Annotated in this window: 23 protein-coding genes; 7 read left to right on the forward strand and 16 right to left on the reverse strand. The window is 58.9% G+C overall.

The features are described from left to right. The first annotated feature begins 112 nt into the window (after positions 1-112). The gene (zapE, locus tag ACR0DB_RS11895) at positions 113-1,171 is read left to right on the forward strand and encodes a cell division protein ZapE (RefSeq protein ID WP_480551092.1); all 1,059 of its coding nucleotides are present in this window, start codon (positions 113-115) and stop codon (positions 1,169-1,171) included. 67 nt (positions 1,172-1,238) lie between these two features. Here the strand turns inward: zapE and ACR0DB_RS11900 are convergent, their stop codons facing one another. Genes ACR0DB_RS11900 through ACR0DB_RS11915 form a run of 4 tightly spaced genes read right to left on the reverse strand, consistent with a single transcriptional unit; the run spans position 1,239 to position 7,489 of the window. Continuing rightward, on the reverse strand, positions 1,239-2,513 hold the full coding sequence (locus ACR0DB_RS11900) for a bifunctional folylpolyglutamate synthase/dihydrofolate synthase (protein ID WP_480551094.1): 1,275 nt from the start codon (positions 2,511-2,513) through the stop codon (positions 1,239-1,241). Continuing rightward, the gene (gene accD / locus ACR0DB_RS11905) at positions 2,510-3,442 is read right to left on the reverse strand and encodes an acetyl-CoA carboxylase, carboxyltransferase subunit beta (protein ID WP_170773120.1); all 933 of its coding nucleotides are present in this window, start codon (positions 3,440-3,442) and stop codon (positions 2,510-2,512) included. Before accD ends, ACR0DB_RS11900 begins: the two co-directional genes overlap by 4 nt. A 59-nt stretch (positions 3,443-3,501) precedes the next feature. Beyond that, positions 3,502-4,404: a CPBP family intramembrane glutamic endopeptidase gene (locus ACR0DB_RS11910; RefSeq protein ID WP_170773123.1), complete on the reverse strand. Its 903-nt coding sequence runs from the start codon at positions 4,402-4,404 to the stop codon at positions 3,502-3,504. Next, a complete protein-coding gene (locus tag ACR0DB_RS11915; RefSeq protein ID WP_480551096.1) occupies positions 4,391-7,489 on the reverse strand; it encodes an ABC transporter transmembrane domain-containing protein in 3,099 nt (1,032 codons plus the stop codon). Before ACR0DB_RS11915 ends, ACR0DB_RS11910 begins: the two co-directional genes overlap by 14 nt. Positions 7,490-7,733: 244 nt before the next feature. Here ACR0DB_RS11915 and ACR0DB_RS11920 point away from each other — a divergent pair, with 244 nt between their 5' ends. From ACR0DB_RS11920 to ACR0DB_RS11930, 3 genes are all read left to right on the forward strand, one after another. Continuing rightward, positions 7,734-8,492, forward strand: coding sequence for a DUF6478 family protein (locus tag ACR0DB_RS11920; RefSeq protein WP_480551098.1), 759 nt, complete (start codon positions 7,734-7,736; stop codon positions 8,490-8,492). A gap of 10 nt (positions 8,493-8,502) precedes the next feature. Beyond that, entirely contained in the window at positions 8,503-8,862 is a 360-nt protein-coding gene (locus tag ACR0DB_RS11925; protein ID WP_170785606.1) for a hypothetical protein, read from the forward strand. Between the two features lie 77 nt (positions 8,863-8,939). Further along, positions 8,940-10,466 carry an MFS transporter gene (locus ACR0DB_RS11930; RefSeq protein ID WP_480551100.1) on the forward strand — a complete coding sequence of 509 codons (1,527 nt, stop codon included), beginning with the start codon at positions 8,940-8,942 and terminating at the stop codon, positions 10,464-10,466. 39 nt (positions 10,467-10,505) lie between these two features. Here the strand turns inward: ACR0DB_RS11930 and ACR0DB_RS11935 are convergent, their stop codons facing one another. From ACR0DB_RS11935 to ACR0DB_RS11965, 7 genes are all read right to left on the reverse strand, one after another. Beyond that, positions 10,506-11,846 carry a S41 family peptidase gene (locus ACR0DB_RS11935; RefSeq protein ID WP_170773133.1) on the reverse strand — a complete coding sequence of 447 codons (1,341 nt, stop codon included), beginning with the start codon at positions 11,844-11,846 and terminating at the stop codon, positions 10,506-10,508. 6 nt (positions 11,847-11,852) lie between these two features. Continuing rightward, positions 11,853-12,983, reverse strand: coding sequence for a murein hydrolase activator EnvC family protein (locus ACR0DB_RS11940; protein ID WP_480551102.1), 1,131 nt, complete (start codon positions 12,981-12,983; stop codon positions 11,853-11,855). Next, complete coding sequence (gene gpmI, locus ACR0DB_RS11945) at positions 12,980-14,497, reverse strand: 2,3-bisphosphoglycerate-independent phosphoglycerate mutase (protein ID WP_480551104.1); 1,518 nt, start codon at positions 14,495-14,497, stop codon at positions 12,980-12,982. The genes ACR0DB_RS11940 and gpmI overlap by 4 nt, the downstream gene beginning before the upstream one ends. An 89-nt stretch (positions 14,498-14,586) precedes the next feature. Then, a complete protein-coding gene (locus tag ACR0DB_RS11950; RefSeq protein WP_480551106.1) occupies positions 14,587-16,260 on the reverse strand; it encodes a sulfatase-like hydrolase/transferase in 1,674 nt (557 codons plus the stop codon). A 65-nt stretch (positions 16,261-16,325) separates the two neighbouring features. Next, positions 16,326-16,568, reverse strand: a complete 243-nt coding sequence (gene nqrM / locus ACR0DB_RS11955; RefSeq protein ID WP_170356551.1) for a (Na+)-NQR maturation NqrM — start codon at positions 16,566-16,568, stop codon at positions 16,326-16,328. Positions 16,569-16,580: 12 nt separating this feature from the next. Further along, entirely contained in the window at positions 16,581-17,606 is a 1,026-nt protein-coding gene (locus ACR0DB_RS11960; RefSeq protein ID WP_480551108.1) for an FAD:protein FMN transferase, read from the reverse strand. Positions 17,607-17,672: 66 nt separating this feature from the next. Continuing rightward, entirely contained in the window at positions 17,673-17,858 is a 186-nt protein-coding gene (locus tag ACR0DB_RS11965; RefSeq protein WP_170773143.1) for a hypothetical protein, read from the reverse strand. A 110-nt stretch (positions 17,859-17,968) separates the two neighbouring features. Here ACR0DB_RS11965 and ACR0DB_RS11970 point away from each other — a divergent pair, with 110 nt between their 5' ends. The 3 genes from ACR0DB_RS11970 to tviB all read left to right on the forward strand — a co-directional run bounded on the left by ACR0DB_RS11970 (position 17,969) and on the right by tviB (position 20,882). After that, complete coding sequence (locus tag ACR0DB_RS11970; protein ID WP_170773146.1) at positions 17,969-18,493, forward strand: CBS domain-containing protein; 525 nt, start codon at positions 17,969-17,971, stop codon at positions 18,491-18,493. A gap of 86 nt (positions 18,494-18,579) precedes the next feature. Continuing rightward, entirely contained in the window at positions 18,580-19,593 is a 1,014-nt protein-coding gene (locus ACR0DB_RS11975; protein WP_480551110.1) for a GDP-mannose 4,6-dehydratase, read from the forward strand. Between the two features lie 5 nt (positions 19,594-19,598). Beyond that, positions 19,599-20,882, forward strand: coding sequence for a Vi polysaccharide biosynthesis UDP-N-acetylglucosamine C-6 dehydrogenase TviB (gene tviB / locus ACR0DB_RS11980; protein ID WP_480551112.1), 1,284 nt, complete (start codon positions 19,599-19,601; stop codon positions 20,880-20,882). A 37-nt stretch (positions 20,883-20,919) separates the two neighbouring features. Here tviB and nqrF read toward each other — a convergent pair whose 3' ends face one another. Genes nqrF through ACR0DB_RS12005 form a run of 5 tightly spaced genes read right to left on the reverse strand, consistent with a single transcriptional unit; the run spans position 20,920 to position 25,431 of the window. Next, positions 20,920-22,143, reverse strand: a complete 1,224-nt coding sequence (nqrF, locus tag ACR0DB_RS11985) for an NADH:ubiquinone reductase (Na(+)-transporting) subunit F (RefSeq protein WP_170789852.1) — start codon at positions 22,141-22,143, stop codon at positions 20,920-20,922. Between the two features lie 10 nt (positions 22,144-22,153). Further along, positions 22,154-22,762 carry an NADH:ubiquinone reductase (Na(+)-transporting) subunit E gene (gene nqrE, locus ACR0DB_RS11990; protein ID WP_050603817.1) on the reverse strand — a complete coding sequence of 203 codons (609 nt, stop codon included), beginning with the start codon at positions 22,760-22,762 and terminating at the stop codon, positions 22,154-22,156. Further along, positions 22,762-23,415 carry an NADH:ubiquinone reductase (Na(+)-transporting) subunit D gene (locus tag ACR0DB_RS11995; protein WP_117873115.1) on the reverse strand — a complete coding sequence of 218 codons (654 nt, stop codon included), beginning with the start codon at positions 23,413-23,415 and terminating at the stop codon, positions 22,762-22,764. The genes nqrE and ACR0DB_RS11995 overlap by 1 nt, the downstream gene beginning before the upstream one ends. Continuing rightward, positions 23,415-24,230, reverse strand: coding sequence for a Na(+)-translocating NADH-quinone reductase subunit C (locus ACR0DB_RS12000; RefSeq protein WP_480551114.1), 816 nt, complete (start codon positions 24,228-24,230; stop codon positions 23,415-23,417). The genes ACR0DB_RS11995 and ACR0DB_RS12000 overlap by 1 nt, the downstream gene beginning before the upstream one ends. Next, positions 24,223-25,431, reverse strand: coding sequence for an NADH:ubiquinone reductase (Na(+)-transporting) subunit B (locus ACR0DB_RS12005; protein ID WP_170356560.1), 1,209 nt, complete (start codon positions 25,429-25,431; stop codon positions 24,223-24,225). The genes ACR0DB_RS12000 and ACR0DB_RS12005 overlap by 8 nt, the downstream gene beginning before the upstream one ends. Positions 25,432-25,435: the final 4 nt, after the last annotated feature.

Below are 25,435 nucleotides of genomic sequence, written 5' to 3' on the forward strand. Positions count from 1 at the left end.
GGAAATCTTGACGTGGTCAATTCAGGAGTTTTGGGACTTCGGATCAGCAAAATTGATGCGTCGCGGGAATGGCCGCTTTTCAACGGGCTGCGCGGCGGGTATGCCTCGGAATATGACGGATTTGATTTCGCTTTACGAGGCACGCATTGCCGATGGCAGCCTGACCCGAGACGATGCGCAAGAGGCTGTTCTTCCTCATTTCGAACGTATCCGTCAGGCTCTGGCCGCCCCGGTTAAACGCGGATTTTTCCGCAAGGCCCCACCTGCACCGCAGGGATTGTATCTGTGGGGCGGCGTTGGGCGCGGCAAGTCGATGCTGATGGACATGTTTGTTGATGCGCTGGAGGATATTCCCGCACGACGCGTTCATTTTCATGCCTTCATGCAGGAAATCCATGCCGGGATGCACAAAGCCCGCGCCGATGGCGTCGAGGATGCGTTGGCCCCGGTGGCCGATGCAGTTGTGAAATCCGTCCGCCTGCTGGCTTTTGATGAGATGCAGATCACCGATATCACCGATGCAATGATTGTGGGACGTCTGTTCGACCTGCTGCATGCGGGCGGGGTGGCGGTGATCACGACCTCGAACAGGCACCCGGACGATTTGTATAAGGATGGCCTGAACCGGCAGCTGTTCCTGCCGTTCATCGCGCATATCAAGGAACAGCTTCAGGTGTGGGAGTTGGTCTCGCCCACCGACTATCGCCAGAACCGTTTGGAAGGAGCGCCGGTCTATTTCACCCCGATTGGACCTGAGGCGCGGCAGAGCGTTCGGGCTGTGTGGCAGGACTTGTCCGGGGGTCAGGCTGATCCCTTGGTTTTGCAGGTCAATGGTCGCGCGGTCGAGCTACCGGCGTTTCGGAATGGGGTGGCGCGCGCCAGCTTCTACGATCTATGCGGGCGGATGTTGGGGCCTGCGGATTATCTGGCCATTGCAGAAGCCATCAAAGTGCTTGTGTTGGAGGACATTCCCCGCCTGTCGCGCAACAATTTTAACGAGGCGAAACGCTTTGTGACGTTGATTGACGCGCTTTACGAAGCGAAGGTGCGATTGATTTGCTCGGCGGCCGCGGAACCTGAGATGTTGTATGTCGAGGGTGAAGGGACGTTTGAATTTGAACGGACTGCCTCGCGTCTACGTGAGATGCAAGCACAAGATTGGGGGACATAGGGGGCTCTGCCCCCGACGCGCCTCCCCCGGGATATTTTTGGCCAGATGAAGCGGCACGGATCGGGAGTTAGCCGTTTTCGCGTAGGATGTGACCAGCCAGATAGAGCGAGCCGCAGATCAGGACGCGGGCTTGCGGGTCATCCGTGACGATGGCGGTTAAAGCATCCATGACACTGTTTGCAGTAGTGGCCGGCAGATTGACTTTGGCGGCCGCGGATGCGGTGTCTTCGGCGCTAAGCGTGGCGGCTTCTCCCGGTATGGAAACGGCAGTCAGGCTTTGGGCCTGTGCGGCCAGTGGAGCCAGGTATCCGGTGACGTCCTTGGTGTTGAGCATCCCGCAGATCATATGGGTGGGGCATTTAGGCAGTTTCGCCAGCACATCGGCCAAGGCGATCCCGGCGGCGGCGTTGTGGCCTCCGTCCAGCCATAGCTCTGCTTGGGGAGCGGCATCAACGAGCGGGCCGGTTTTCAGGCGCTGCATCCGGGCTGGCCATTCGGCGCGGGTGACGGCGGCCTCATAGGCGTCATCGCCCAGGTTCAGGTGGCGCAGGACCGCCAGCGCGGCACCTGCGTTCTGGATCTGGTGCGCGCCCAACAGGTTTGGCAGAGGCAGGTCGCGCAGACCCGTTTCGTCCTGATAGATCAGGCGTCCGTTTTCCTCGTGTACATGCCAGTGCTGGCCGTAAACCAGCAGCGGCGCGCCAAGACGGGCGGCGGTGTATTCTATGACCTCGAGCGCTTCATCGGGTTGGGGTCCGACGATGCAGGGCACGCTGGGTTTGATGATCCCGGCCTTTTCCGCCGCGATCTTGCCCAGCGTATTGCCAAGGAACTGTTCGTGGTCGATGGACACGGGCGTGATCACCGTAACTGCGGGTTCGTGGATCACATTGGTGGCGTCTAGACGCCCGCCAAGACCCACTTCGAGCAGAGTGTAATGGGCCCGTGTGCGCGCAAAAGCCAGAAGGGCGGCGCAGGTCGTGATCTCGAAATAAGTGATGTTTTCGCCGTTATTGGCGGCGTAACATTCGTCGAGCACCTCGGTCAGGGCCGGTTCCGAGATCAGCTCTCCGGCCAAGCGGATACGTTCGTGGAACCGGGCCAGATGCGGCGAGGTATAGGCATGGGCCGACAGCCCTGCCCCTTCGAGCCCTGCGCGGATCATCGCCTGGGTTGAGCCTTTGCCGTTGGTCCCGGCGATATGGATCGCCGGGGGCAGCATTTCTTGCGGGTTATCCAGCGCGGCCAGCAGACGCCACACCCGATCCAAGGTCAGGTCAATGATCTTGGGATGCAGTGCCATCATCCGGTCGAGGATGACGTCAGAAGACGGTGAGGTCATTTTTCGTCCGCAGGTTCAGCCAGTGCTTCGGGCTGTGCTTCTTCCGGAGCTGGCGCGGGCAGATCGCCTTTCACTGCCGGCGGCTGGTTCAGCAGCATCCGGGTGATGGTGATCAACTCGTCCCGCATTTCGGTGCGCTTGGTGACGCGGTCCAGCATACCGTGATCCAGCAGATACTCAGCGCGCTGAAAGCCTTCTGGCAGTTTTTCACGGATGGTTTGTTCGATCACGCGCGGCCCGGCAAAACAGATCAGCGCGTTGGGTTCGGAAATGTGCACGTCACCCAACATTGCATAGGACGCGGTGACGCCACCGGTGGTCGGGTGAGTTAGGACGACGATATAAGGCAGACCCGCCTCTTTCAGCATCTCGACCGCCACAGTCGTGCGCGGCATTTGCATCAGGCTGAGGATGCCTTCCTGCATCCGCGCACCCCCAGCAGCAGAAAACAGGATCAACGGGCGTTTCAGCTTCACAGCCTCTTGCGCGGCGGCGATGATGGCGTTGCCAACATACATGCCCATCGAACCGCCCATGAAGGAAAAGTCCTGCGCCGCAGCGATGATCGGAGTACGGCCGATTTCACCAGCAGCGACCAGCATCGCCTCTTTCTCGCCGGTCTTTTTCTGCGCCGCCTTCATGCGGTCGGGGTATTTCTTCTGATCGCGGAACTGCAGCGGGTCGTCTTTGGGCGCAGGGACCTCTACCTCGGTAAAGATACCGCCGTCGAACAGGTGAGCAAAGCGTTCCCGTGGGGTGATCGCCATGTGATGATCGCATTGGGTGCAAACATTCTGGTTTGCCGCCAGTTCGCGGTGAAACAACATCGTTCCGCATTCATCGCATTTGTGCCAAAGGTTTTCGGGAACCTCGCGGCGCGAAAAGATCGAGTTGATCCGGGGGCGGACGTAGTTTGTGATCCAGTTCATGTCGGAACCTTGCTAATGCGGCTTTGACGTCAAATAAGGCGCAACGGAAAGAAATGCAATCAACGCCTGAGTGCCAGGCGCGCGGTCAGCCAACTGACGGTCATGATGGCGAAATCCACGTAAAGCCATTGCCGCAATATACCGGTATCGGACATGTCGTAAGGCAGGTGGAAAAGGGCAAGGCCGCTTAGGCTGTCGGGCAACGATATGAACAGCAACGCCACGGTATTGTTGAAGAAATGGAGTGCTATCGCAGGGCCCAACGTGCCTGAGCGCGCGGTGAGATCAGCCGCGAAAACGCCAAACATGATAGACCAAAGCGCAATCAGCCCGGCGTTCCCTTCGGCGGTACCGGGGGCGTAGTGGCCTATTCCGAACAGCAAAGATGGGACGAGTATCCACACCGCAGGCGACCGGAATCGCGCAGCGAGGGCTTGTTGCATATAGCCGCGAAACAAAAACTCTTCTGCGCTGGTTTGAATCAGAACTGCACCTAAAGACAGGGGCAGAAACAACAGCCATGTCGACAAGGCCAGATTCGGAACGAAAGCGGCCCCCATATCATATGGCGGCAACACCGTGATGACGACACCAAGCACCACCAATGCGCGCAAGACGACCCAGAACTGTGCAACACTTTGACCTAGTGGGCCCAAAACAGACGCGAGCGACCTTTGGTGAAGACGGCGGACCGCCAGTCGAACGCCCAATGTCACAAAGGCGAAACTGCTCAGCAGAACCAACATGGACAACGGTGAGGAACCGGACAAAAACGCCTCGGCCCATTCGTAGGACCCTATAGCTGAAATGACGATCAGAAGCGCCAGATTCAGGGCAATGACAACGGCTGCGACGATGCCCAACCCCGCCAACAGACGCCAAATCTCAGCGCGCGCCCGAGCCGGGGCCACAAGCTGTTCATGCGACCCGTAGCGGGGCGAGCTAATCTCAGGCACGTTCATTTACGCTCTCGGGCTGGCCGGGATCTTCCAGGAAGATGGTTGGGTCCTTGGTCTCGTTCACCCGGTTGGCCAGTGAGGTCAGATACCCGGCAACAGTTTCAAGCAACTGAACGGCAACACCCGCGTCGCTGTCGACCACGGCGCGGAACTCTTCGGCACCAATGCGCAGGAAGGAACACTCCTCCAGCGCCACAAGGTCCAACTGACGGGGGTCCCGAGTGATGATGGACAAATCCCCGATCAGACGGCCCGGTTCAATAACCGAAACCTGCCGCGAGGTGCCGCCCTCGATGGGCCATTCCAGGCTGGCTCGGCCCGAGATGCAAAGATAGGCCGCATCCGGTGCCTGACCGCATGAAAAGATGACCTGACCAGCCGTGGCATGGTACCATTGCGCCGAAAAAGCCAGCAGGCGCTGGTTGCGGCCATCCATGCCGGCGAACAGCTCGGTCGAGGATATGATCTTGAGCTTGCGGCTGAGATCCTCAGTCGTGTCCACCTCGTCCAGGGTTCGCGTCTTGGAGACGCCGTCGATACGGCCATCCTTGATCTCGACAAACAGGTCATAAGCCTCGGGATGTGCAAAGTGATCTTCCATGAAGATCATAATCGAGTCGGGCAAAAGCTCTCGCAGTTTCAGCCGCGTCCGCAGTCGGCTCTCGGAATCGTGGCTGGCCAACGCCTTGTCCAGGATCAGGACATCGGGCCGCTTGATTCCAGCGCGCGAAAAGGCGGCGCGCTCTTGAAACACCGTCGGCAGGTTGTTTCCGCCCAGCCCCGAGGGCAAGTCATAGATGATCGCCGCCGCACGACGGCGCAGACCGGCCTCGTTCAAGATATCGGCCACCACATCCTCGATCTCATCCGCATGCGCGCCCGCCATCAACGAGATACGGCCAAAGAGCGCATTCTCAATAACCGTCATACGCTCGATATAGGTGTCAGGCGTGACGGGGATGAACATGCCCTTCAGATGCGCGCGCAGACGGTCCGCCTGTCCGCTGCGGATGGCCAGAATTTTCTCTTTGTATTCGTCGGGGAAATCGGGGCCAATCTGTTCCGCTGTCAACAGGAAAGGAACGGTCAACAGCAGCGCGCGCTCCTGATCGGTGATCCCGGCCTCACCCTTCAGCTTGCGCCGTTCCTCGATATCCAGCAGGCGGTAATACATGTCCTTGGTCATGCCCAACCGCAGGAATAGCGGGTGATCGGTGCCATCCCGTCCGAAAGTGCGGTTCAGCGTCTTCAGCACCGCGCTGGAGATCCCCATCGCGTCGTCATCCAGATCATGAGCCCGCAACATCGACATGAACCGCCGGTCGCCCGCCAGAATATCAGGCGAAATATCATGCGACGGCGCGGCGTAAAGCAGGTTGCCCCCCAATGGAACCGCCGGGTTGAACAGATCCGGGTCGAAGCGGTAAACATACCGGTCCAGCCCCTTTTCCTGCAACCGCTCAGCCACGCGGCTGCGCAGATCGACAATTTCACGCGCCAACGACGGGTGCTGCACCGGATCGAACTGAGACCGCAAAGTCCGGCGGAACATGAACTCGTCAATGCCCATGGATTCGACCAGCTGGAACCACCAGTCCCGGATGTCGTCGATATCCTCCAACCCGGCCAGCGCGGGATCGATCCACTCGTCCGACAGGGAATCCACCGGGTTTCCGGCGCGTTCCGCTTCGATCTGCCAACGTGTCGGCGCTTTTTTGGCCTCTTCTGCATGTTTCGGACGGGTGCGCAAAGGCATCAGCAGATTGTCCCCCAAGGTCCCGTCGAACAGATAGGGCCGCGAATAGGCATAGCCTATCCGGGCCGCGATCACCGCCTGATGCAACCCTTGCAGATCGTGCCCGCCAATGGTCACATCGCCTTGCACCGGAAGCAACTCGCGCGTGAGGACCTGAGCCAACGCACTGCGCTCGGCCGCGTTCGAGGATTGGATCGCAACCCGCGCGCCCTTGGGGATCGTCAGGTCGATATCTTCAAGGATCGTTTTGCCGTCATCGTCGCGGACTGTCACGTTGCGCAACTGAATTGCGCCCGTAAGGTGTGGAATCGTCTCTGGCTCGCCCACGAACAGGTTTTCTGGAATCATATTGTCCGGCGCAAACCGCTCGGTCACGATTTCCCAGCGCAGAGACATATCCTGCACCTGATTGTAATAGGTCAGCAAATCCTTCCACGGGCCGCTCAGATCCTTGTAGGCCCCCAGCGCCGCAACCAGCGCGCCCACCGTAACCTCTCCCTTGATCGCCAGATAGCCGCCAACCGAATAGAACAGGAACGGCGTCATCTGAGTGATCATATTGTTGAGAAATTTCATGAAGAATTTCTTGTTGTAGATCTTGAACCGGATCTCGAACAAGGTGCCCAACCGATGACTGAATAGCGCCAGACGATATCGCCAGCCCCCATTGGTGCGTAGATCACTGATGCCCGCGGCACTTTCGCCGATTTCCGAACTCAGATGACGCACCTCCTGGATGCGGTCCTTGTTCAGCAGGTTGATCTGCCGTTGCAGCTTGGGAATGATCCACGCTTGCAGCGGGATCAGCGCGATGCTGGCCAATCCGAACCAAACGCTTTGCATAAACAGAAAGGTGACGATGGTCATCATCTGCCCGAACTGGAACACCGGCTGGGCAATCGCATCGCCCATCAACCCGCCCATCGGCTCTGCCTCGGAGGTGATCATCGACACCAGCTCACCCTGGCTGGTGGTCTGGAAATAGGATTTTGGGAAGCGCATGGTACGGTGGATCAGTGTAAACCGCAGCCGACGCAGCATCCGTTCGGCCAGAACGCCCTTCATCGTGTTGATGCGCATCTTCATCAGCCCGCTGATGATCACCGTCAGCAAGAACGCGCAGCACAGAATCAAGAGATACTGGACCTGTGTGAACGAGATCCCCAGCACCGTCACCGTATCGCTGGGCGCACCGATGGCATCGTTGATGATCTGCTTGGGCAACTCCAACGAGGCGTAGAGAAACGGGAAGGACAGAACCGTCAGCACCAACAGCACAATCTGTTGTTTCTTCGAATACTTCCAAATGAACGAAAAAAGAGTGGGTTCCATACCCCGGCCTTGCCTCAAGTTTTTTGATACGCGTTTTTTCGGATGATCTACAGCAATCAGGTGCCGGACGGTACGCATTGGTCCACGCGATTGCAAGAACGGCCCTGCGGGTATCAGATCGCAGCCCGCCTGCCCAGCCGAAACCCGACTGTTCCGCCGGAATTAACGCGATATTTCCGGGTTTCGGCTTTATCCTAACCACCGTCATTGACTAAACAGTGGTCAACAAAAGATGACGGGGACCATGGGCAAATTTCTGGATCGCTATATTTTCCGCAAGGTGCAGGCTCGTTGGCGGCAGGCCGCACAGATGGCCGGGCACACACCCCCCGCCCAGTTGCGCCACCAGCGAGACGAAGCGCGCAAGCTGCGCGCCGATCTGGACCGGTTGATCCATGCGGCGGATGGCCGTTTGACGCGGCCCCTGATCGGATCAAACCAATTCGCCAAACCCCTTGGCACAGATTGGAGCTGGCGCCCCGACCTCTGGCGCGAACCGCTGTCGCGCAGCGGGCTGGCCTCGGCCCCGCGCAAAACACCGTTGGACGGTCAGACTACCTTGTTTCACGACTGCGCGCTGTCGGAAATCAGCCTGCGCCAGACGCGCAACCGGCGCGACAATGATCTGGCACCCTTTGGGCTCAGTCTCGAGGTGTTCGAATTCGCAGGCTCCTTTCTGTCCCTGTCCGTCGCGTTGCCCGCAGATGCCGCGCAGGGTCTGACCAAGCAGCACCTGATACGGGTCGATGCGCAGATCGAGGCGGAACGCGATACACACGGAATGGCCCGTTTGAACATCCAGCACGGCCCCAATACCGAACAGGTTCTCAGGGAGTTAGACCCAAACCGAACAGGCGGGGTCGATTTCGATTTGGCCCACCTCCCCCTGAACGAGCGGCGGATCGACAAGATCTGGCTAGATCTCATCTTTGACGCCCCGACGATGAACCGCATTTTTGTGCGCGAACTGACCTTCTGCCGCCACCATCGCGCCGATTTATGAGGCCCATATCATGACGCACCCCATCCTGACGCCGCTCAGACTGGAAAACGGAATCTGGCAAGGGCTGATCACATCCTCAGCCGAGCCGCACGTCTCAGTTCACTACCGGGATGAGGTGTTGGACGGCGTAACTCTGACCGCCTCGCCCGATGGCTGGGCGCTGGCTATTCCCGTCCCGAACTCGGCTCTGTCGGACGGGGTGCACAGCTTTGTCATCCTAGATCGGGACAGTTCGGAAAAACTGGGCGATTTCACCATCATTGCAGGGGTTCCTGCGGCGGACGATCTGCGGGCCGAGATTGACCTGCTGCGCGCGGAACTGGACCTTCTGAAACGCGCCTTTCGCCGGTCGCAACAGTCCGATACCTGACGCCTGCGACCCAAGCCCCTATCTTTCCAGTGTTTTCCGTGCATCATGAACCGATAGGCGATTGGTGGAGTATTGGTATGGACCGGGCGAGTATTATCAAGGTCATCGCCCTGATGGTGACAGGGTTTGGCATCGGGATCGACTTTACCGGTGCCTTGATACTGGTCCCCGCGATCGAAAACAGCTTTGACGCGGACATCACATCGACCCAATGGGTGTTGAACATCTACGCCCTGTTCTTTGCCATGACCATGGTGGCCGGAGGCCGGATGGGGGACATGTTCGGCCACCGCAAAATGATGCTGATCGGGCTGTCGATCTTTCTGTTTTCTTCGGTCATGTGTTTTCTGTCCCCCAGCCTCGATTTCCTGATCCTCTCGCGCGCCTTGCAAGGTATTGGCGCAGGTTGTGTTTGGCCTTGCGCGCTGGCCTTTGGCGCCACCAAGATCGCCAAGCCTGAACAGCGGGCCTTGGTCATGGGCATGATCTTGGCGGGTGTCACCAGTGGCAATGTGTTTGGTCCCTTGATCAGCGGCGCAGCGGTCAGTTTCGGTGATTGGAGGCTGTTCTTCCTGGCCAATGTCATATTCTCGACCATCTCGATGATTACGGCACTGATCCTGATGGAGCGTGAAAAACAGCACAAACAGGGTGAGCATCTGGACATCGCCGGAATGGTTCTATTGTCCTTGGCGGTCCTGCTGCTGCTTTACGGGCTGGATGTGGGCGCGGATTGGGGTTGGGCCTCGCCGCCACTGCTGATGGTGTTCTTTGTCAGCGCCGTGCTGTTCCTGTCTTTCCCCATAATCGAAAAGCGTGTGAAAGAGCCGTTGCTGCTGCCCCAAATGATGCAGAACCGAGAGTTTCTGATCACGCTGGGTCTGAACATGTTCAACGTCTCAGCCGCCTTTGTCGGGCTGCTGTATTTCCCGCAATATATGCAGAAGGTTCTGGGCTGGTCGGTCTTTCATTCAGCGCTTGGGCTGGCCCCGCTGACTTTACTGTTGGCGATCGGGTCGATCGTTTCTGGGACGCTTTATAACGACTTCGGGCCGAAGCGGCTGTTGTTCTGGGGCTATCTCATTGCCACCATAGGGGCGCTCAGCATCGTGGCGATGCCTACAGGGCTGGGCTATTTCCAGATCCTGCCCGGCATGGCCATGATCGGGCTGGGCGCAACGCTGACAGTGGGGCCATCGGGTACGGCTGCGGTCTGTGCGGTCAAACCCGAACGCGCCGGGCTTGTTGGCGGGTTAAGCTTCATGACCCACCTCGTCTATGGTGCCATCTCAGTCGCGTTCGCCACCGCGATCATGTATGCCACCAGCCTCTCCAGCCTTGGCAAACAGCTTGCGGTGGATGGCATCAAAATGTCCGATGCGGATCAAAGGGCCATCAACGGCGGCACGCTGACCACCGATTCCGCCAAAGCCGTGATGGCCAAACTGACCCCGGCAGAGACCGAACAGGTGAAAACCGCCATCGCATCGGCGTTCGACAGTGGCATGAACATGGCCTTTGTCTTCGCCGCAATCTCGGTCTCGGTCGGTATGATCCTTGCGATGATGCTGGATGAAGAGAAGCTGCGGAAGGTCGAAAGCTAAGTTCATAAGAAAAGGGCCGCCCTGGAGCGGCCCTTCGATTTACTGGGACGGGCCGTTGGGCCGGAAGGCCGACAGACCTTTGAGGATGTCGATGGCATAGGCCAATTGGTAATCCTCTTCCCGCAACTCGGCGGTTTCTTCAGCCTTGGCGCGGTCTTCCTCGATCTGACGGATCTCATCCTCGCTGAGGCTGTCATTGTTCAGGCTGCCACGCAGATCGGCCTCGGACCGGGTGCGGGGGTTTGTTTCCTCTTCCTCGGTATCCGCTGTACGACGCGGTTGTTCAACAATAATGTCCGGGCTGACCCCAAGCGCCTGGATCGAGCGTCCCGACGGCGTGTAATAGCGTGACGTCGTCAGACGCATCGCACCATCCCCGCGCAGCGGCATGACCGTCTGGACCGAGCCTTTGCCAAAACTCTTCGTGCCCACGACAATCGCCCGGCGATGGTCTTGCAGCGCACCCGCCACGATTTCCGAGGCTGAGGCCGACCCGCCATTGATCAGCACCACGATCGGCTTGCCTTCGGCCAGATCGCCGGCGGTGGCGTTGAACCGCTCACCCTCGCCCGGGTCACGACCACGGGTTGAAACGATTTCGCCCTCGTTCAGGAATGCGTCTGAAACCTTGATCGCCTGCGTCAGCAGACCACCGGGGTTGTTGCGCAGGTCCAGAACAACGCCGTTGACTTTGTCGATGCCGCCGATCTCTTCGATCTGCTCGTTCAGGCCCTCTTGCAGGTTGGGGAAGGTTTGGTCGTTGAACGTAGTCACACGCAGAACGACACTGGTACCTTCGGTCCGGGCGCGCACGGCAGTCAGCTTGATCGTGTCGCGGACAATGGTGATGTCAAAAGGCTCCTGCTCGCCCTCACGAACTACGGTGATCACGATTTCCGAGCCCACCGGCCCGCGCATCAGATCGACCGCCTTGTCCAGCGTCAGGCCCAGAATGCTTTCGCCATCCACATGGGTGATGAAATCGCCCGCTTCGATCCCGGCCTCATCAGCCGGCGTGTCGTCGATGGGTGAGACCACTTTGACATAGCCTTCTTCCTGCGTAACCTCGATCCCCAGCCCGCCAAACTCACCGCGCGTCTGAACACGCATCTGCTCTGCATCGCTGGGCGACAGGTAGCTGGAATGGGGATCAAGCGAGGTCAGCATTCCGTCAATCGCCGCTTCGATCAGATCTTCGGGCTCAACCTCTTCGACATATTGCGAACGGATACGCTCGAAAATGTCCCCAAACAGGTCAAGCTGCTGATAAACGCTCGCCTTGTTCTCGGCCTCTTGCGCCAGCAAGGGGCCTGCAATCTGAGTGGTTGCGATAATGCCTGCCACGGTTCCGGCCAAACCGGCCATCACAAATTTCTTCATACTCGGTTATCCATCCTTGTCGGTCCGAAACCACGATTCCGGGTCCACGGGGCTGTTTTCTTGTCTTACCTCTATATAGAGCGTTTCTGAGCGGTCAGTTCCAGTGCCATCACTGCTTGTTGACAAAATAGCGCCGATTTCCGGCGTTTCACCTGGCATCAACCCAACGGGTGAGCCTTGCGGGATCACCTGACCCGTCTCTCCATACACCTCTTGCAAGCCGGAAAAGACGAACAAAAGACCCGGTTGCGGCTCCAATATCACTAGATTGCCCAAATCCAGCAGCGGCCCGCGATAGCGGATCGTCGCGGCCGTGGGCGATGTAACAATCGCGCGGGGCCGGGTGCCCATCACAATGCCGGGGCGGGTCACGCCTGCGGCATCGGTCTCGCCCGCGCGATGCAGGATGATCCCCTGCGTCGGCAGGTCGATCTGACCCTTGCGGTCGGATACATCGGCATTGGTGGCGGCAATCTCACCCTCGGAAATCTCGGACAGACCGCTTGCGAAGCCTTCCAAAGTCTCGGTCGAGGAAATCAAGATGGCGGTACGAATAGGGTCTTCGACAAAGCGGCGCGGCAGGTCTGTACGGTCGGCAATCGCGGCGCTTAGTTGGGTTCGGGCGGTTTGCACACCCACCAGACCTTCTGTCAGGGTTTCGGTCGCGCTTTGCTGCAATTGGCGCAGTGTCTGAACCTCTCGCAGGTCACTGGCCAGCGCCTGAGCGCGGGCGTTCAGGCCCGGCGTGACCTCGGACAACATCATGCCCGCCCTCGCGGACCCCAACGGGCCCGACGGGTGCAGCATCAAAACCGGCGGCGCTGTGGTCTCGATCGTTTGCAACACACCCAACAGTTGCGCCACATCCTTTTCCCGCGCGTGCAGTTCGGCGGTCAGCTGCGCCTCGCGCGTAGCGGCCTTGCGCAAGCCGTCCCGCATCGCCGTCAACCCGGCCTCATAAGCCTGCACCGTGGTGGTCAACGCCCGCACCCGATCCCGCGCGCTGTCAGCTTCGGTCAACGCGATCGAGGCCGCCTCGAGCTGGCGCGCCGCGTTCAGCGCCGCAGTGGACGGGTCCGTCTGCGCGTAAAGCGGAGCTGCCAGAAGGGCTGCGAGCAGAACAGGAAGCGCCCTCATGACAGCAAGCTGCGCCCGGTCATTTCCTGAGGCTGCTCCAGTCCCATCAGGTCCAACAGTGTCGGTGCCAGATCCGACAGCCGCCCCTCGCACAACGTGGCACCCTCGGGTCCGCCGACCAAAGCCACGGGCACCGGGTTCAGCGTATGCGCTGTATGCGGCCCACCGGTTTCAGGGTCGACCATCACCTCGCAGTTGCCGTGATCCGCCGTCACGATCATCGCGCCCCCTGCTTTGGTCAGCGCCTCGATCACCTGCGCCAGCCCCTGATCCACCGCCTCGCACGCCTTAATTGCTGCCTGAAGATCGCCGGTATGGCCGACCATATCGGGGTTGGCATAGTTGGTGACGATCAGGTCATAGCCCTCTTCAATCGCCTCGACGAATTTGGCCGTCACCTCGGCCGACGACATCTCGGGCTGCAAATCATAGGTCGCCACTTTTGGCGATTTGGGCATATAGCGGTCTTCGCCCACCTCGGGGGTTTCCTTGCCACCGTTGAGGAAGAAGGTGACATGGGGGTATTTCTCGGTCTCGGCCAAACGGAACTGACGCAAGCCCTGTTTGGCCACCCATTCACCCAACGTATTCGCGATGTCCCGCTTGGGGAAAACGGTAGTCATATAGGCGTTGTGGCCGTCGGAATATTCAACCATCCCCAGCAGCGCAGACAGGTTGGGGCGCGGGCCGGTGTCGAAGTCGGCAAATCCGGGCTCACCTATGGCGCGCAGGATTTCGCGGGCGCGGTCGGCGCGGAAGTTCAGGCAGAAGAAGCCGTCGCCGTCCTTGATGCCCTCAAATCCGCTCAGCACCGTGGGCAGAATGAACTCATCGGTTTCGGATTGGTCATAGGCGTGTTCAACGGCTGCACGCGCAGAAGCCGCCGCACGGCCCTTAGCTTTGATCATGGCGTCATAGGCCTGACTGACCCTTTCCCATCGATTGTCGCGGTCCATGGCATAGTAGCGCCCGCTAACAGTGACGATCTGCGCGCCGTCAGGTAGTCGCTCTTCCAGTTCAGCAACAAAGGGCGCGGCCGATTTCGGGGCCACGTCCCGCCCATCCGTCACCGCGTGCAACGCCACCGATACGCCCGCATCCGTGATCGCCTTGGCCGACGCCACGATGTGGTTCAGGTGCCCATGCACGCCGCCATCCGAGACCAGACCCATCAGATGCGCCGTGCCGCCCGCCGCCTTCACCTTGGCGATGAAGGCCTGCAACGCCTGATTTTCGAAAAATGACTCATCCTCGATTGCCAGATCAATCTGGCCCAGATCCATCGCCACCACGCGGCCCGCGCCAATATTGGTATGGCCAACCTCAGAATTGCCCATCTGGCCGCTGGGAAGACCCACGTCAGGCCCGTGTGTGATCAGCTGCGCGTGCGGCCCCTGCGCCATGATCGCATCAAATGTTGGAGTCTGCGCCAGATAGGGGGCGTTGGCCTTGGTCTCCTCGGACAGACCCCAACCATCAAGAATGCACAGGACGACAGGTTTGGGGGCGGTCATTCGGACTCTCCGGGATTGCTGCTCTTGCCTGACCTTTTACCCCTTGCCCGACGCCGGGTGAACCGCCTTTTGGCGCAGACGCGCTGAATTTAATCCTTGCCGACAATATCCCGATACGGGCGCGCTTTGCGGCCTCGGTATTTCACCGTCAACTCCAACGGCATGTCGTTTTCGTCGTAGATGCCGACAACAACCCCCCGGCCCCGGCTTTTGGTCCGCATCTCGATCAATTGCGCCTCGGACCGCGTGGTGCGCTGAGATTGCCTGCGGGTCCACGTAAACAGATGCTCATACATCTGCGCGATGACGTCGGCGTGGTCGGCGCTGTCGCCCAGATCGGTCAATTCCTGTGGATCGTTTTCCAGATCAAACAGCAAAGGACGATGGCCACCCTCGCAATGGATCAGCTTCCACTTCCTGTCGGCGACCATGAACATCACCGCATCGCGGACCGAGGCATTCAGTTTCTCCGCCAGCGGCGAGGCCGAATAATCATATTCGCAAATCACCACATCCCGCGGAGTTTCCGCCTGCGTCCCATGCAGGATCGGCAACAGGGAATGCCCTTCAAGGATATGTGAGGCATCTGCGCCGCCCGCCACATCAAGAAAGGTCGGGGCAAGATCTATGGATTCCACCAGCGCATCAGAGGCCGTGCCGCGCGTGGCGTCAGCGGCGGACGATGGATCATAGATGATCAGCGGCACTTTGGTCGAGGCGTCGTGGAAGAATGTCTTCTCCCCCATCCAGTGATCACCCAGAAAATCGCCGTGATCCGAGCTCAGCACGATCATCGTGTCCTCCATCCGGCCGGTTTTTTCCATCCAGTCGAACAGGCGGCCCATCTGATCGTCGGCCTGTTTGATCAGACCCATGTAGGCGGGGATCACCGCCTCGCGCACATCCGGCCGCGAGAATGTCTGGCCGATCTTTGTGTCCATGAAAGCGCGCAAAACGGGATGCGCATTGTCACGCTCGGCTTCAGACCGGTTTACCGGCAGCACGTCATCGGGGCCGTACATTGAAGCATAGGGTTCAGGCACGATATAAGGCCAGTGGGGTTTGATGAAGCTCAGATGGCAGCACCAGGGGCCGTCATGAGTATCCATGAACTCGATCCCGCGCCCGGTCAGGTATGGGGTTTCGCTGTCTTCCTCGGCGATATTTGCCGCCTCGGTCGAATGCTTCAGGAACCAGCCAGACAGTACGTTGCCATCTGCATCAAGACCAGAATTGGCAAAATCGTGCCACGGGTTGTCACTCTCATACCCTTTGGCAGTGAGGTACTTGTTGTACTCTTTCGCGCCGTCCGGATCGTAATAACCGTCCGGTCCCTCGGGCAGCATCCCGTCATCGCGTTCGAACACGTCAAAACCGCATTCCGCCACACGGGCCCCGATCAGGCTGTCAGGTTCCAGACCCAGCCGCGCCATCCCTTCGGCATCCGCGCGCATATGGGTTTTGCCGACCAGCCAGCACTCCATTCCGGCCCTGCGCAGGTGATCGCCCATCGTCATCTCGCCGACCTTTAGCGGGATGCCATTCCACGAGGCGCCGTGCGAATGCACATAGCGTCCGGTATAGGTCGACATGCGAGAGCTGCCGCAAATGGGTGATTGGATATAAGCCCGGTCAAATCGCACACCGCGCGCTGCCAAACGGTCAATATTCGGCGTGTGCAGATGCGGATGGCCGTAGCAGCTCAGATAATCCCAGCGCAGCTGGTCGAACATGATGAACAGGATGTTTTTGGCTTTGGCCACAGATGCGCCCCTTTGATCGTCCGGGGCTGAGGCTAACCAATTCGGCGTCAGCGGCGAAGCGGAATTTACACCTGCGCTTCGCGTTCCATCTGTTCCAGCATCTTCTTGGCGCGCTTGCACTGCAACTGATCACGCAGCGGGCTGTTCGGGTCGACATCTTTCTGACAGACCACGCATTTATCCGCACCCGAGATCGCGTTCAGACCGCCACAGCTGCCCTTGATGGTCTTGCCCATCAGCATCACGCCCAACGACATGCCCACCATCACAAGAGCCAGCAGTATGAAAGCCAGAATAAAGGTGCTCATGATCCGTATCCGTCAGTTGCTGCCCAAGGCGTCTTTGAACGCGCTGCTATGAACCGTGATATAGGCATCTTCGCCCCCTGTCACATCCCGCGAGATGAAATACACGGCAAGTTTATGCTTTTCGGCCAGTTCCAGCCCTTTTTCCTGCCCCAGCGCCAACATGGCCGTGGCCCAGGCATCGGCCATCATCGCGTTTTCCGCCAGCACCGTGACCGAGGTGGTCCGATGCGTGATCGGGCGGCCTGTCACCGGGTCGATAATATGCGAATAGCGCACGCCGTCCTGTTCGAAGAAGTTCTTGTAATCGCCCGAGGTCGCCATCCCCAGATCGTCAAGCTGAACGATCAACTGAATGGCCTGCACGCCGGTTTCAGGTTTTTCGATCCCGATCCGCCAGGCCTCGTCCTTGTCATTCTGACCCATGGCAACCAGATCGCCGCCGATCTCGACCATGTAATTCTCGATCCCGGCGTCGCGCAGCGTTTCGGCCACCGCATCAATGCCATAGCCCTTGGCGATGGCCGACAGGTTGATGCCCACGCCCGCATCTGATTTGGCCAGCGTCCCGGCCTCGCGGTCCAGCGTCAACAGGCGGGACTGACCGACGCTGTCCAGCGCGGCCTGAATTTCGGCATCCGACGGCACAGGATCTTCGGGTTTGCGCGGGCCAAAGCCCCACAGCTCAATCAGCGGGCCAAGGGTGACGTCAAACGTGCCGCCCGTTTTCTCGTGCACGTCATTTGCCGCGTCAATCACCAACGCAAATTCGTCAGATACTGCCACGGCATCGGTGCTGTCCGACGCAGAAAAGGTGGACACCTCGGAATTCGGATCCCAGTTGGACATCTTGGCGTTGACCTCGGCCAGCGTCTGATCGACTGCACCTGCCAGCGCCTCTTCGTCAAGGTCCACGCCGATGGCGGTGATGTTGAAGGTCGTCCCCATGGTTTCGCCAGACAGGCGCACGACCTCTGGTTCTTTGTCGAACAAACAGCCAGACACCAGCGCGGCAACAGCCAAAACGGGGACAAGACGCATCACAGCACCCTCTTAGGAAAACGTGCCCGGCATATGCCAGCGCCCCGGATCAGAGTCAAACCTGCGTCAGAGTTTCAGCGGCATGAAGCCCAAAACCAGCAGACCAATTCCGGCAGGCACCCCAAACAGCCACGCCTTTTTCTGCCACCCCGGCGCTTGTTGTTTCCATGCCATGCGAAAATTGTGCCCGCATACAACCACGGCGAAAAAGATCAGCGCTGCAACAGGCGGGGTCAGAGAAAGGTCGGACAAAAGTTCGGATATCCTTGGTTTTCGGCAGTTTTCCCCGGAACGGGCAATTGCACCCTATACAGGTCGTTTGGCTGCGCTAAGGTAAATAACAAAGCAGAAGGAGATTGCCCATGGCCCCAAGCTCTTACCAGCCACCGACCCGCGGCGACAAGGCCGAGACCAGCACGCGCAGCCAGTCGGTCGACTCGAACCTGTCACACTCGCAGACGACCGTGGCGAAACTGCTTGAGGGCAAGGGAAATGCGGTGTTCTCGGTGCGTCCAAACGACACGATTCACTCGGTGGTGAACACGCTGAAGGAAAAGAAAATCGGGGCGGTTCTGGTGACAGATCAAAACGGCGCACTGCAAGGCATTCTGTCGGAACGCGATATCGTGCGCCGCATGGCCGACACTCCCGGTCAGACGCTTCCCCAATCAGTCGAGGATCTGATGACGCGTGAGGTCAAAACCTGCGCACCTGATGACCCGCTGAACGACGTTCTGAAAACCATGACCGAGGGGCGATTCCGCCATATGCCGGTTCTCGCCGACGGCGCCCTGCGCGGCGTGATCACCATTGGCGACGTCGTGCATTTCCGCCTGAAAGAGCTGGAATACGAAGCCCTTCGCATGAAACAGATGATCGTCGGTTGACGCTCCAAAGTGCGAAAACCGCTTGACCTCGGGCCGGTGACAGTATCCCTGATGCAGCATCAAACGGCGATGAAACAGAGGGTTGCATGAAACGGGTTCTTGTCACCGGAACGGCCGGGTTCATCGGGTTCCATCTGGCCAAGCTTTTGCTGGCCGAAGGCTTTCGTGTGCACGGCTATGACGGGATGACCGACTATTACGACGTCACCCTCAAGCAGCGCCGCCACCAGATGTTGCTGCAAAACCCTGGCTTTTCCGCAACCGAGGACTTGCTGGAAAATCACGACCGCCTGAAACAGATCGCCGATGACTTCAAGCCCGAGGTCATCGTTCACCTCGCCGCACAAGCCGGGGTGCGTTACAGCCTGGAAGACCCGCGCAGCTATATCAACTCAAACGTCGTGGGCACATTCAATGTCATGGAGATTGCCCGAGAACATGAAGTTGCGCATCTGCTGATGGCCTCGACCTCATCCGTTTACGGCGCCAATGAAGAGATGCCCTTTACCGAGGTCGAAAAAGCCGACACCCCCCTGACCATCTACGCAGCTACCAAGAAAGCGAATGAGGCGATGGGCCATTCCTACGCTCATCTGTGGAACCTGCCGACGACGATGTTTCGCTTTTTCACTGTCTACGGCAGTTGGGGCCGCCCCGATCTGGCGCTCTATAAGTTTGTGGACGCCATTCTGGATGACCGCCCGATCGACATCTATAACCACGGCGACATGTACCGCGACTTCACCTATGTCGAGGATCTGGTGCGGGGTATCCGCCTGCTGATCGACGTGCCGCCCGAGCGCCCAGACAGCGCGGATCAGATTGCCGAGGGCGACAGCCTGTCTCCGGCAGCACCTTGGCGTGTGGTGAATATCGGCAATGGCGACAAGGTGCGGCTGATGGACTTCATCGAGGCCATCGAGGATGCCTTGGGCAAAAAGGCGATCCGTAACTACATGCCCATGCAGATGGGCGATGTGCCTGCGACATGGGCCGATAATGACCTCCTGCAATCCCTAACAGGGTACCGCCCGCAGACCGATTTCAAAGAGGGCATAGCCCGGTTCGTCGCGTGGTTCCGCGACTATCATGGTAAATGACGGCGATGTTTGAAGCAGACCCCAACGCGCGCAAGATCGCCGTGATCGGACTGGGCTATGTCGGCCTGCCGCTGGCTGTGGCCTTTGGCAAAATCGGCCCCGTAATCGGCTTTGACATCAACACTGCGCGGATCGACGCGCTGCGTGCCGGTTGGGATGCAACCCATGAGGTCGAGCCCGAGGACCTGCGCGCCGCGACCGGCCTGTCCTTCACCACCGATCCGGCAGAAATCGCCGGATGCGACACCTATATCGTAACCGTCCCCACCCCGATCACGGCAGGCAAGCAGCCTGACTTAACACCGCTGCTCAGCGCGTCTGAAACCGTTGGACGCGTGCTGAAACCCGGTGATCTGGTTATCTACGAATCCACCGTTTACCCCGGCGCGACCGAGGAAGACTGTGTGCCAGTGTTGGAACGCGCCTCGGGCCTGGTGTTCAACCGCGATTTCTTTGCAGGCTACAGTCCCGAGCGGATCAACCCCGGCGACAAGACCCATCGGATCGCGGATATCTGCAAGGTTACGTCTGGCTCGACCCCCGAGGTGGCCGATCTGGTGGATGCGCTCTATGCGCGGATCATCACGGCAGGCACCCACAAGGCGGAAAGCATCCGTGTGGCCGAGGCCGCAAAGGTGATCGAGAACACCCAGCGCGACCTGAACATCGCGCTGGTGAATGAGCTGGCGATGATCTTTGGCCGGATGGATATCGACACCGATGCAGTTCTGCGCGCCGCGGGGACCAAGTGGAACTTTCTACCCTTCCGCCCCGGTCTGGTGGGCGGTCATTGCATCGGCGTAGACCCCTATTACCTGACCCACAAGGCAGAGGCCGTGGGCTATCACCCTCAGATCATTCTGGCCGGGCGTCGGTTGAATGACAGTATGGGCGGCTATGTGGTCTCGCAACTGGTCAAGCGGATGATGCGCGAGGGGATCAATGTTGCCGCCGCCCGCGTGCTGGTGATGGGTCTGACCTTCAAGGAAAACTGCCCCGACCTGCGCAACACGCGCGTTGTCGATATCATTGACGAGTTGCAAGACTATGGCGTCACAGTCGATGTCCACGACCCCCATGCGGATGCAGTTGCCGCGCAGAAGGAATACGGGATTTCATTGACTTCGCAGCCTGAAACCGGCGCCTATGACGGTATCGTTCTGGCAGTTGCGCATCAGGAATTTCTGGCGCTCGCCCCGGCCGAGATACGCGCCTTTGGCAAGGATCAAAGCGTGTTGTTCGACGTCAAATCCTGTCTACCGCCAGAGGCCAGCGACCTCCGGTTGTAAAAAAAACCGGCGCTGTGCTGCGCCGGTTTATCCTGTCTTACCCGCCGAAATCGTCCAGCATGATGTCTTCGCGGTCCACGCCCAAGTCCAGCAGCATGTTGATGACCGACTGGTTCATGATCGGCGGTCCACACATGTAGAACTCGCAATCCTCGGGCGCGGGGTGGTTCTTGAGGTATTCCTCGAACAGAACGTTGTGGATGAAGCCGGTATAGCCTTTCCAATCGTCCTCGGGCTGCGCATCCGACAGGGCGACATGCCATTCGAAATTGTCGAACTCTTCGGCCAGTTGGTCGAAATCCTCGACAAAGAACATCTCTTTCTTCGACCGCGCGCCGTACCAGAAGCTGATCTTGCGATCGCGGTTTTCCAGACGCTTGAGCTGATCGAAGATGTGGCTGCGCATAGGGGCCATGCCCGCACCACCACCGATAAAGACCATCTCTTTCTGCGTGTCGCGGGCAAAAAACTCACCAAACGGACCCGAAATCGTGACTTTGTCACCCGGTTTCAGGTTGAAGATATACGACGACATCTGACCCGGGGGGATACCATCCGAACCCGGAGGCGGCGAAGCCACTCGGACGTTCAGCATGATCATGCCTTTTTCGTCCGGATAGTTGGCCATGGAATAAGCCCGCTCAATCGGTTCGGCCACGACGGATTCGTATTGCCACAGATTGAACTTGTCCCAATCTTCGCGATATTCCTCTTCCACGTCGAAATCGGTGTATTTCAACGCGTGCGCGGGGGCCTCGATCTGGATATAGCCACCGGCGCGGAAGTTCACGTCCTCGCCTTCCGGCAGGTCCAGGGTCAGGGCCTTGATGAAGGTCGCCACGTTTTCATTCGAGCGAACGGTGCATTCCCATTTCTTGACGCCAAAGACCTCTTCGGGGACTTCGATGTCCATGTCCTGCTTGACCGCGACCTGACAGGACAGACGGTCACCGCACGAAGCCTCACGCTTGGTGATATGGCTTTCCTCGGTTGGCAGGATCGAGCCACCGCCCGAATGCACCCTCACCCGGCATTGCGCGCAGGTACCGCCGCCGCCACAGGCGGAGGGGACGAACAGTTTCTCGGCCGCCAGCGTTTGCAGCAGTTTGCCACCTGCTGGGACCGAGATGGTTTTCTCACCGTTGATGGTGATGTTCACGTTCCCGGTCGACACCAGCTTGGACCGCGCAGCCATGATGATGGCCACCAGCCCCAACACGATCAGAGTAAAAAGAACGACGCCTAAGCTAAAAGTTTCCATGCGCCCCTCCTTACAGTTTCACGCCTGAGAAGGACATGAAGGCCATCGCCATCAGACCCGCGGTGATGAAGGTGATCCCAAGCCCTTGCAGGCCGTCGGGGATATCCGAATATTTCAGCTTTTCGCGCACACCCGCCATCGCAGTGATCGCCAAAGCCCAGCCAAAACCGGAAGACAGACCATAAGTCGCGGCCTCAGCAAAGTTATAGTCGCGCTCCACCATGAACAGCGAACCACCCAGAATGGCGCAGTTCACCGTGATCAGCGGCAGGAAGATCCCCAGCGCGTTGTAAAGCGGCGGGAAATACTTGTCCAAAACCATCTCAAGGATCTGAACCATGGCTGCAATCACGCCAATATATGAGATCAGGCCAAGGAAGGTCAGGTCCACATCCGGGAATCCCGCCCAGGCCAGCGCGCCCGGTTTCAGCAGATAGTTCAGCAACAGGTTGTTGGCAGGCACGGTGATGGCCTGCACCACCATGACCGAGATGCCCAGACCCAGCGCGGTCGAAATCTTCTTGGACACGGCGATGAAGGTACACATCCCCAGAAAGAAGCTGAGCGCAAGGTTTTCGACAAAGATGGCCTTTACGGCCAGTGAAATCAGACCTTCCATCAGTGGGCCTCTACCTGCTGAATTTTGTACTCACGCTCTTCCACCTGGTTCGGCTTCCATGTGCGGAAGGCCCAGATGATCAGACCGATGATGAAGAACGCCGACGGAGGCAGCAGCAGCATGCCGTTGGGCACGTACCAGCCACCGTTGTTGACGGTCTCCAGAATGGTGATGCCAAATAGCGACCCGGCACCGAATAGCTCACGAATGAAGCCGACCAGCAGCAGGATCAGGCCGTAGCCCATACCGTTGCCCATGCCGTCGATGAACGACGCGACGGGCGGGTTCTTCATCGCAAACGCCTCAGCCCGGCCCATCACGATACAGTTGGTGATGATCAGGCCGACAAAAACCGACAGGGTTTTCGAGATCTCAAACGCATAGGCCTTAAGGATCTGGTCCACCAGGATCACCAGCGAGGCGATGATCACCATCTGCACGATGATCCGGATCGAGCCGGGTATCTGGTTGCGCAGGCACGAGATAAAGAAGGACGAGAACGAGGTCACGAAGATCACCGCCAGCGCCATCACCATCGAGACCTGCAGTGACGAGGTCACCGCCAGCGCCGAACAGATGCCCAGCACCTGCAGAGTGATCGGGTTATTGTCGACAAGCGGGTCGACCAGCATCTCTTTCTTAGTCTGAGACATCAGAATTCTCCTGCTTGCAGTTTGGCCAGAAACGGAGCGTAACCCGCATCTCCCATCCAGAACCGTACAAGGTTATCGACACCCACCGAGGTCAGCGTCGCCCCGGCCAGCGCGTCGACGTAAAAATCGGGGCCAGCGGCGGGCTGCGATTTGGCGACGGTGATCTGAAGCTCACCCGCGTCATCACGCAGACGTTTTCCATTCCACAGTGCCTTCCAGCGCGGATTGTCCACCTCGGCCCCAAGGCCCGGCGTCTCACCATGCTGATAGAATTGCAGGCCGAAGATATCGTTGCCGTTGTTCTCCAGTGCGATAAAGCCATAGAGCGTGGACCACAGGCCATAGCCATGCAGCGGTAGGATCACCTTGTCCAACTCGCCCGCATCGTCGCGCAACAGGTAGATCACGCGATACTTAGACTGACGCCCAATACCTGCCGGGTCATTGTCCAGCGCAACGCTCAGGTCGGGATCGCTGGCCGCAGCGATGTCATCAAACGTGGCAGCGTCGAACTGATCGTCGACGAAAGCGCCCGTCGACAGTTCAAGTACATGCGGTTCGAACGCAGCGAACGCTTCGGAGACATCGACGCCCGGCTCATAGACACCGGCGACTTGCAGAACGTTGACCTGCTTGTCCTTCAGCGCGTTGGCTTCTTGCACCGGGCGCAGGCTGACCGCTGCGGCGGATACGACCATCGAGGCCACAAGGCAGACAGCGACCGCGACGATTATCGTTTTACCGACAGAATCCGGCGAGGCGGCCAGAAATTTTGCAATCGCGCCCTTTGGTTCTTGGGACTGCGTATCAGACATGGCGACGCGCCCTCCGTTTGATGTTGGCTTGCACGACGAAATAGTCGATCAGCGGCGCAAAGACGTTTCCGAAGAGGATAGCCAGCATCATGCCTTCGGGGAAAGCAGGGTTAATGACGCGGATCATCACAACCATGACACCGATCAGCGCACCGTAGATATAGCGGCCCATGTTAGTGTGGCTGGCGGAAACCGGCTCGGTGACCATGAAAGCCAGACCAAAGGCGTAGCCGCCCAGAACGATGTGCCAGTACCAAGGCATCGCAAACATCGGGTTGGTGTCCGACCCGATCAGGTTCAGCAACAGGCTAAAGCCGATGGTCCCCGCCAAACAGCCCAGGATCAGGCGGTAGTTGGCAATTTTCGTTGTCAGCAGGAAGGCCAGGCCGATCATACAGGCCAGGGTCGATGTCTCGCCAAAACTGCCCTGAATGGTGCCGAAAAACGCATTGGCCCAAGTGATACCGTCGGCCGCCAGCGCCTGAACGCCCTCGGCTGCGGTGATCCCCAACGCGGTCGCGCCCGAGAACCCATCCACAGGAGTCCAGACCGAGTCCCCCGACATTTGCGCGGGATAAGCGAAATACAAGAACGCCCGCCCCACCAATGCCGGGTTGAGGAAGTTCTTGCCGGTGCCGCCAAATACTTCTTTGCCGATGACAACGCCAAAGATGATGCCCAAAGCGACCTGCCACAGCGGTGTCGATGCCGGCAGGATCAGCGTGTAGAGCATCGATGTGACAAGAAAGCCCTCGTTCACCTCATGCCCGCGCACGGTGGCAAAGATGACCTCGAAAATACCACCCGCGACCAGCGTCGTGATGTAGATCGGCAGGAAATAAAGTAACCCGTGCAACACATTGGCAAACAGGCTGGACGGATCCAGCGAGATGCCGAACATCTGCAGCAAAGCAATACGCCAACCGGTCGCGGCATCCGGACCAAGCGTCGCAATCGCCGAGTTCGCCTGATAGCCCGTATTCCACATCCCCCACAGGATACAGGGGATCGTGGCGATCACGACATAGGTCATGATCCGCTTCATATCCACGTAGGACCGCGCATGCGGGGCCACGGTGGTTACGGTTTTCGGAGTGTAGATAAAGCTTTCGACCATCTCGTAGATGGGGAAATACTTCTCGTACTTGCCGCCCTTGGTAAAGTTCGGCTCAATCCGATCGAAGAAGCTGCGCAAACCCATGTGG

This window comes from Ruegeria sp. AB6 (assembly GCF_056542685.1).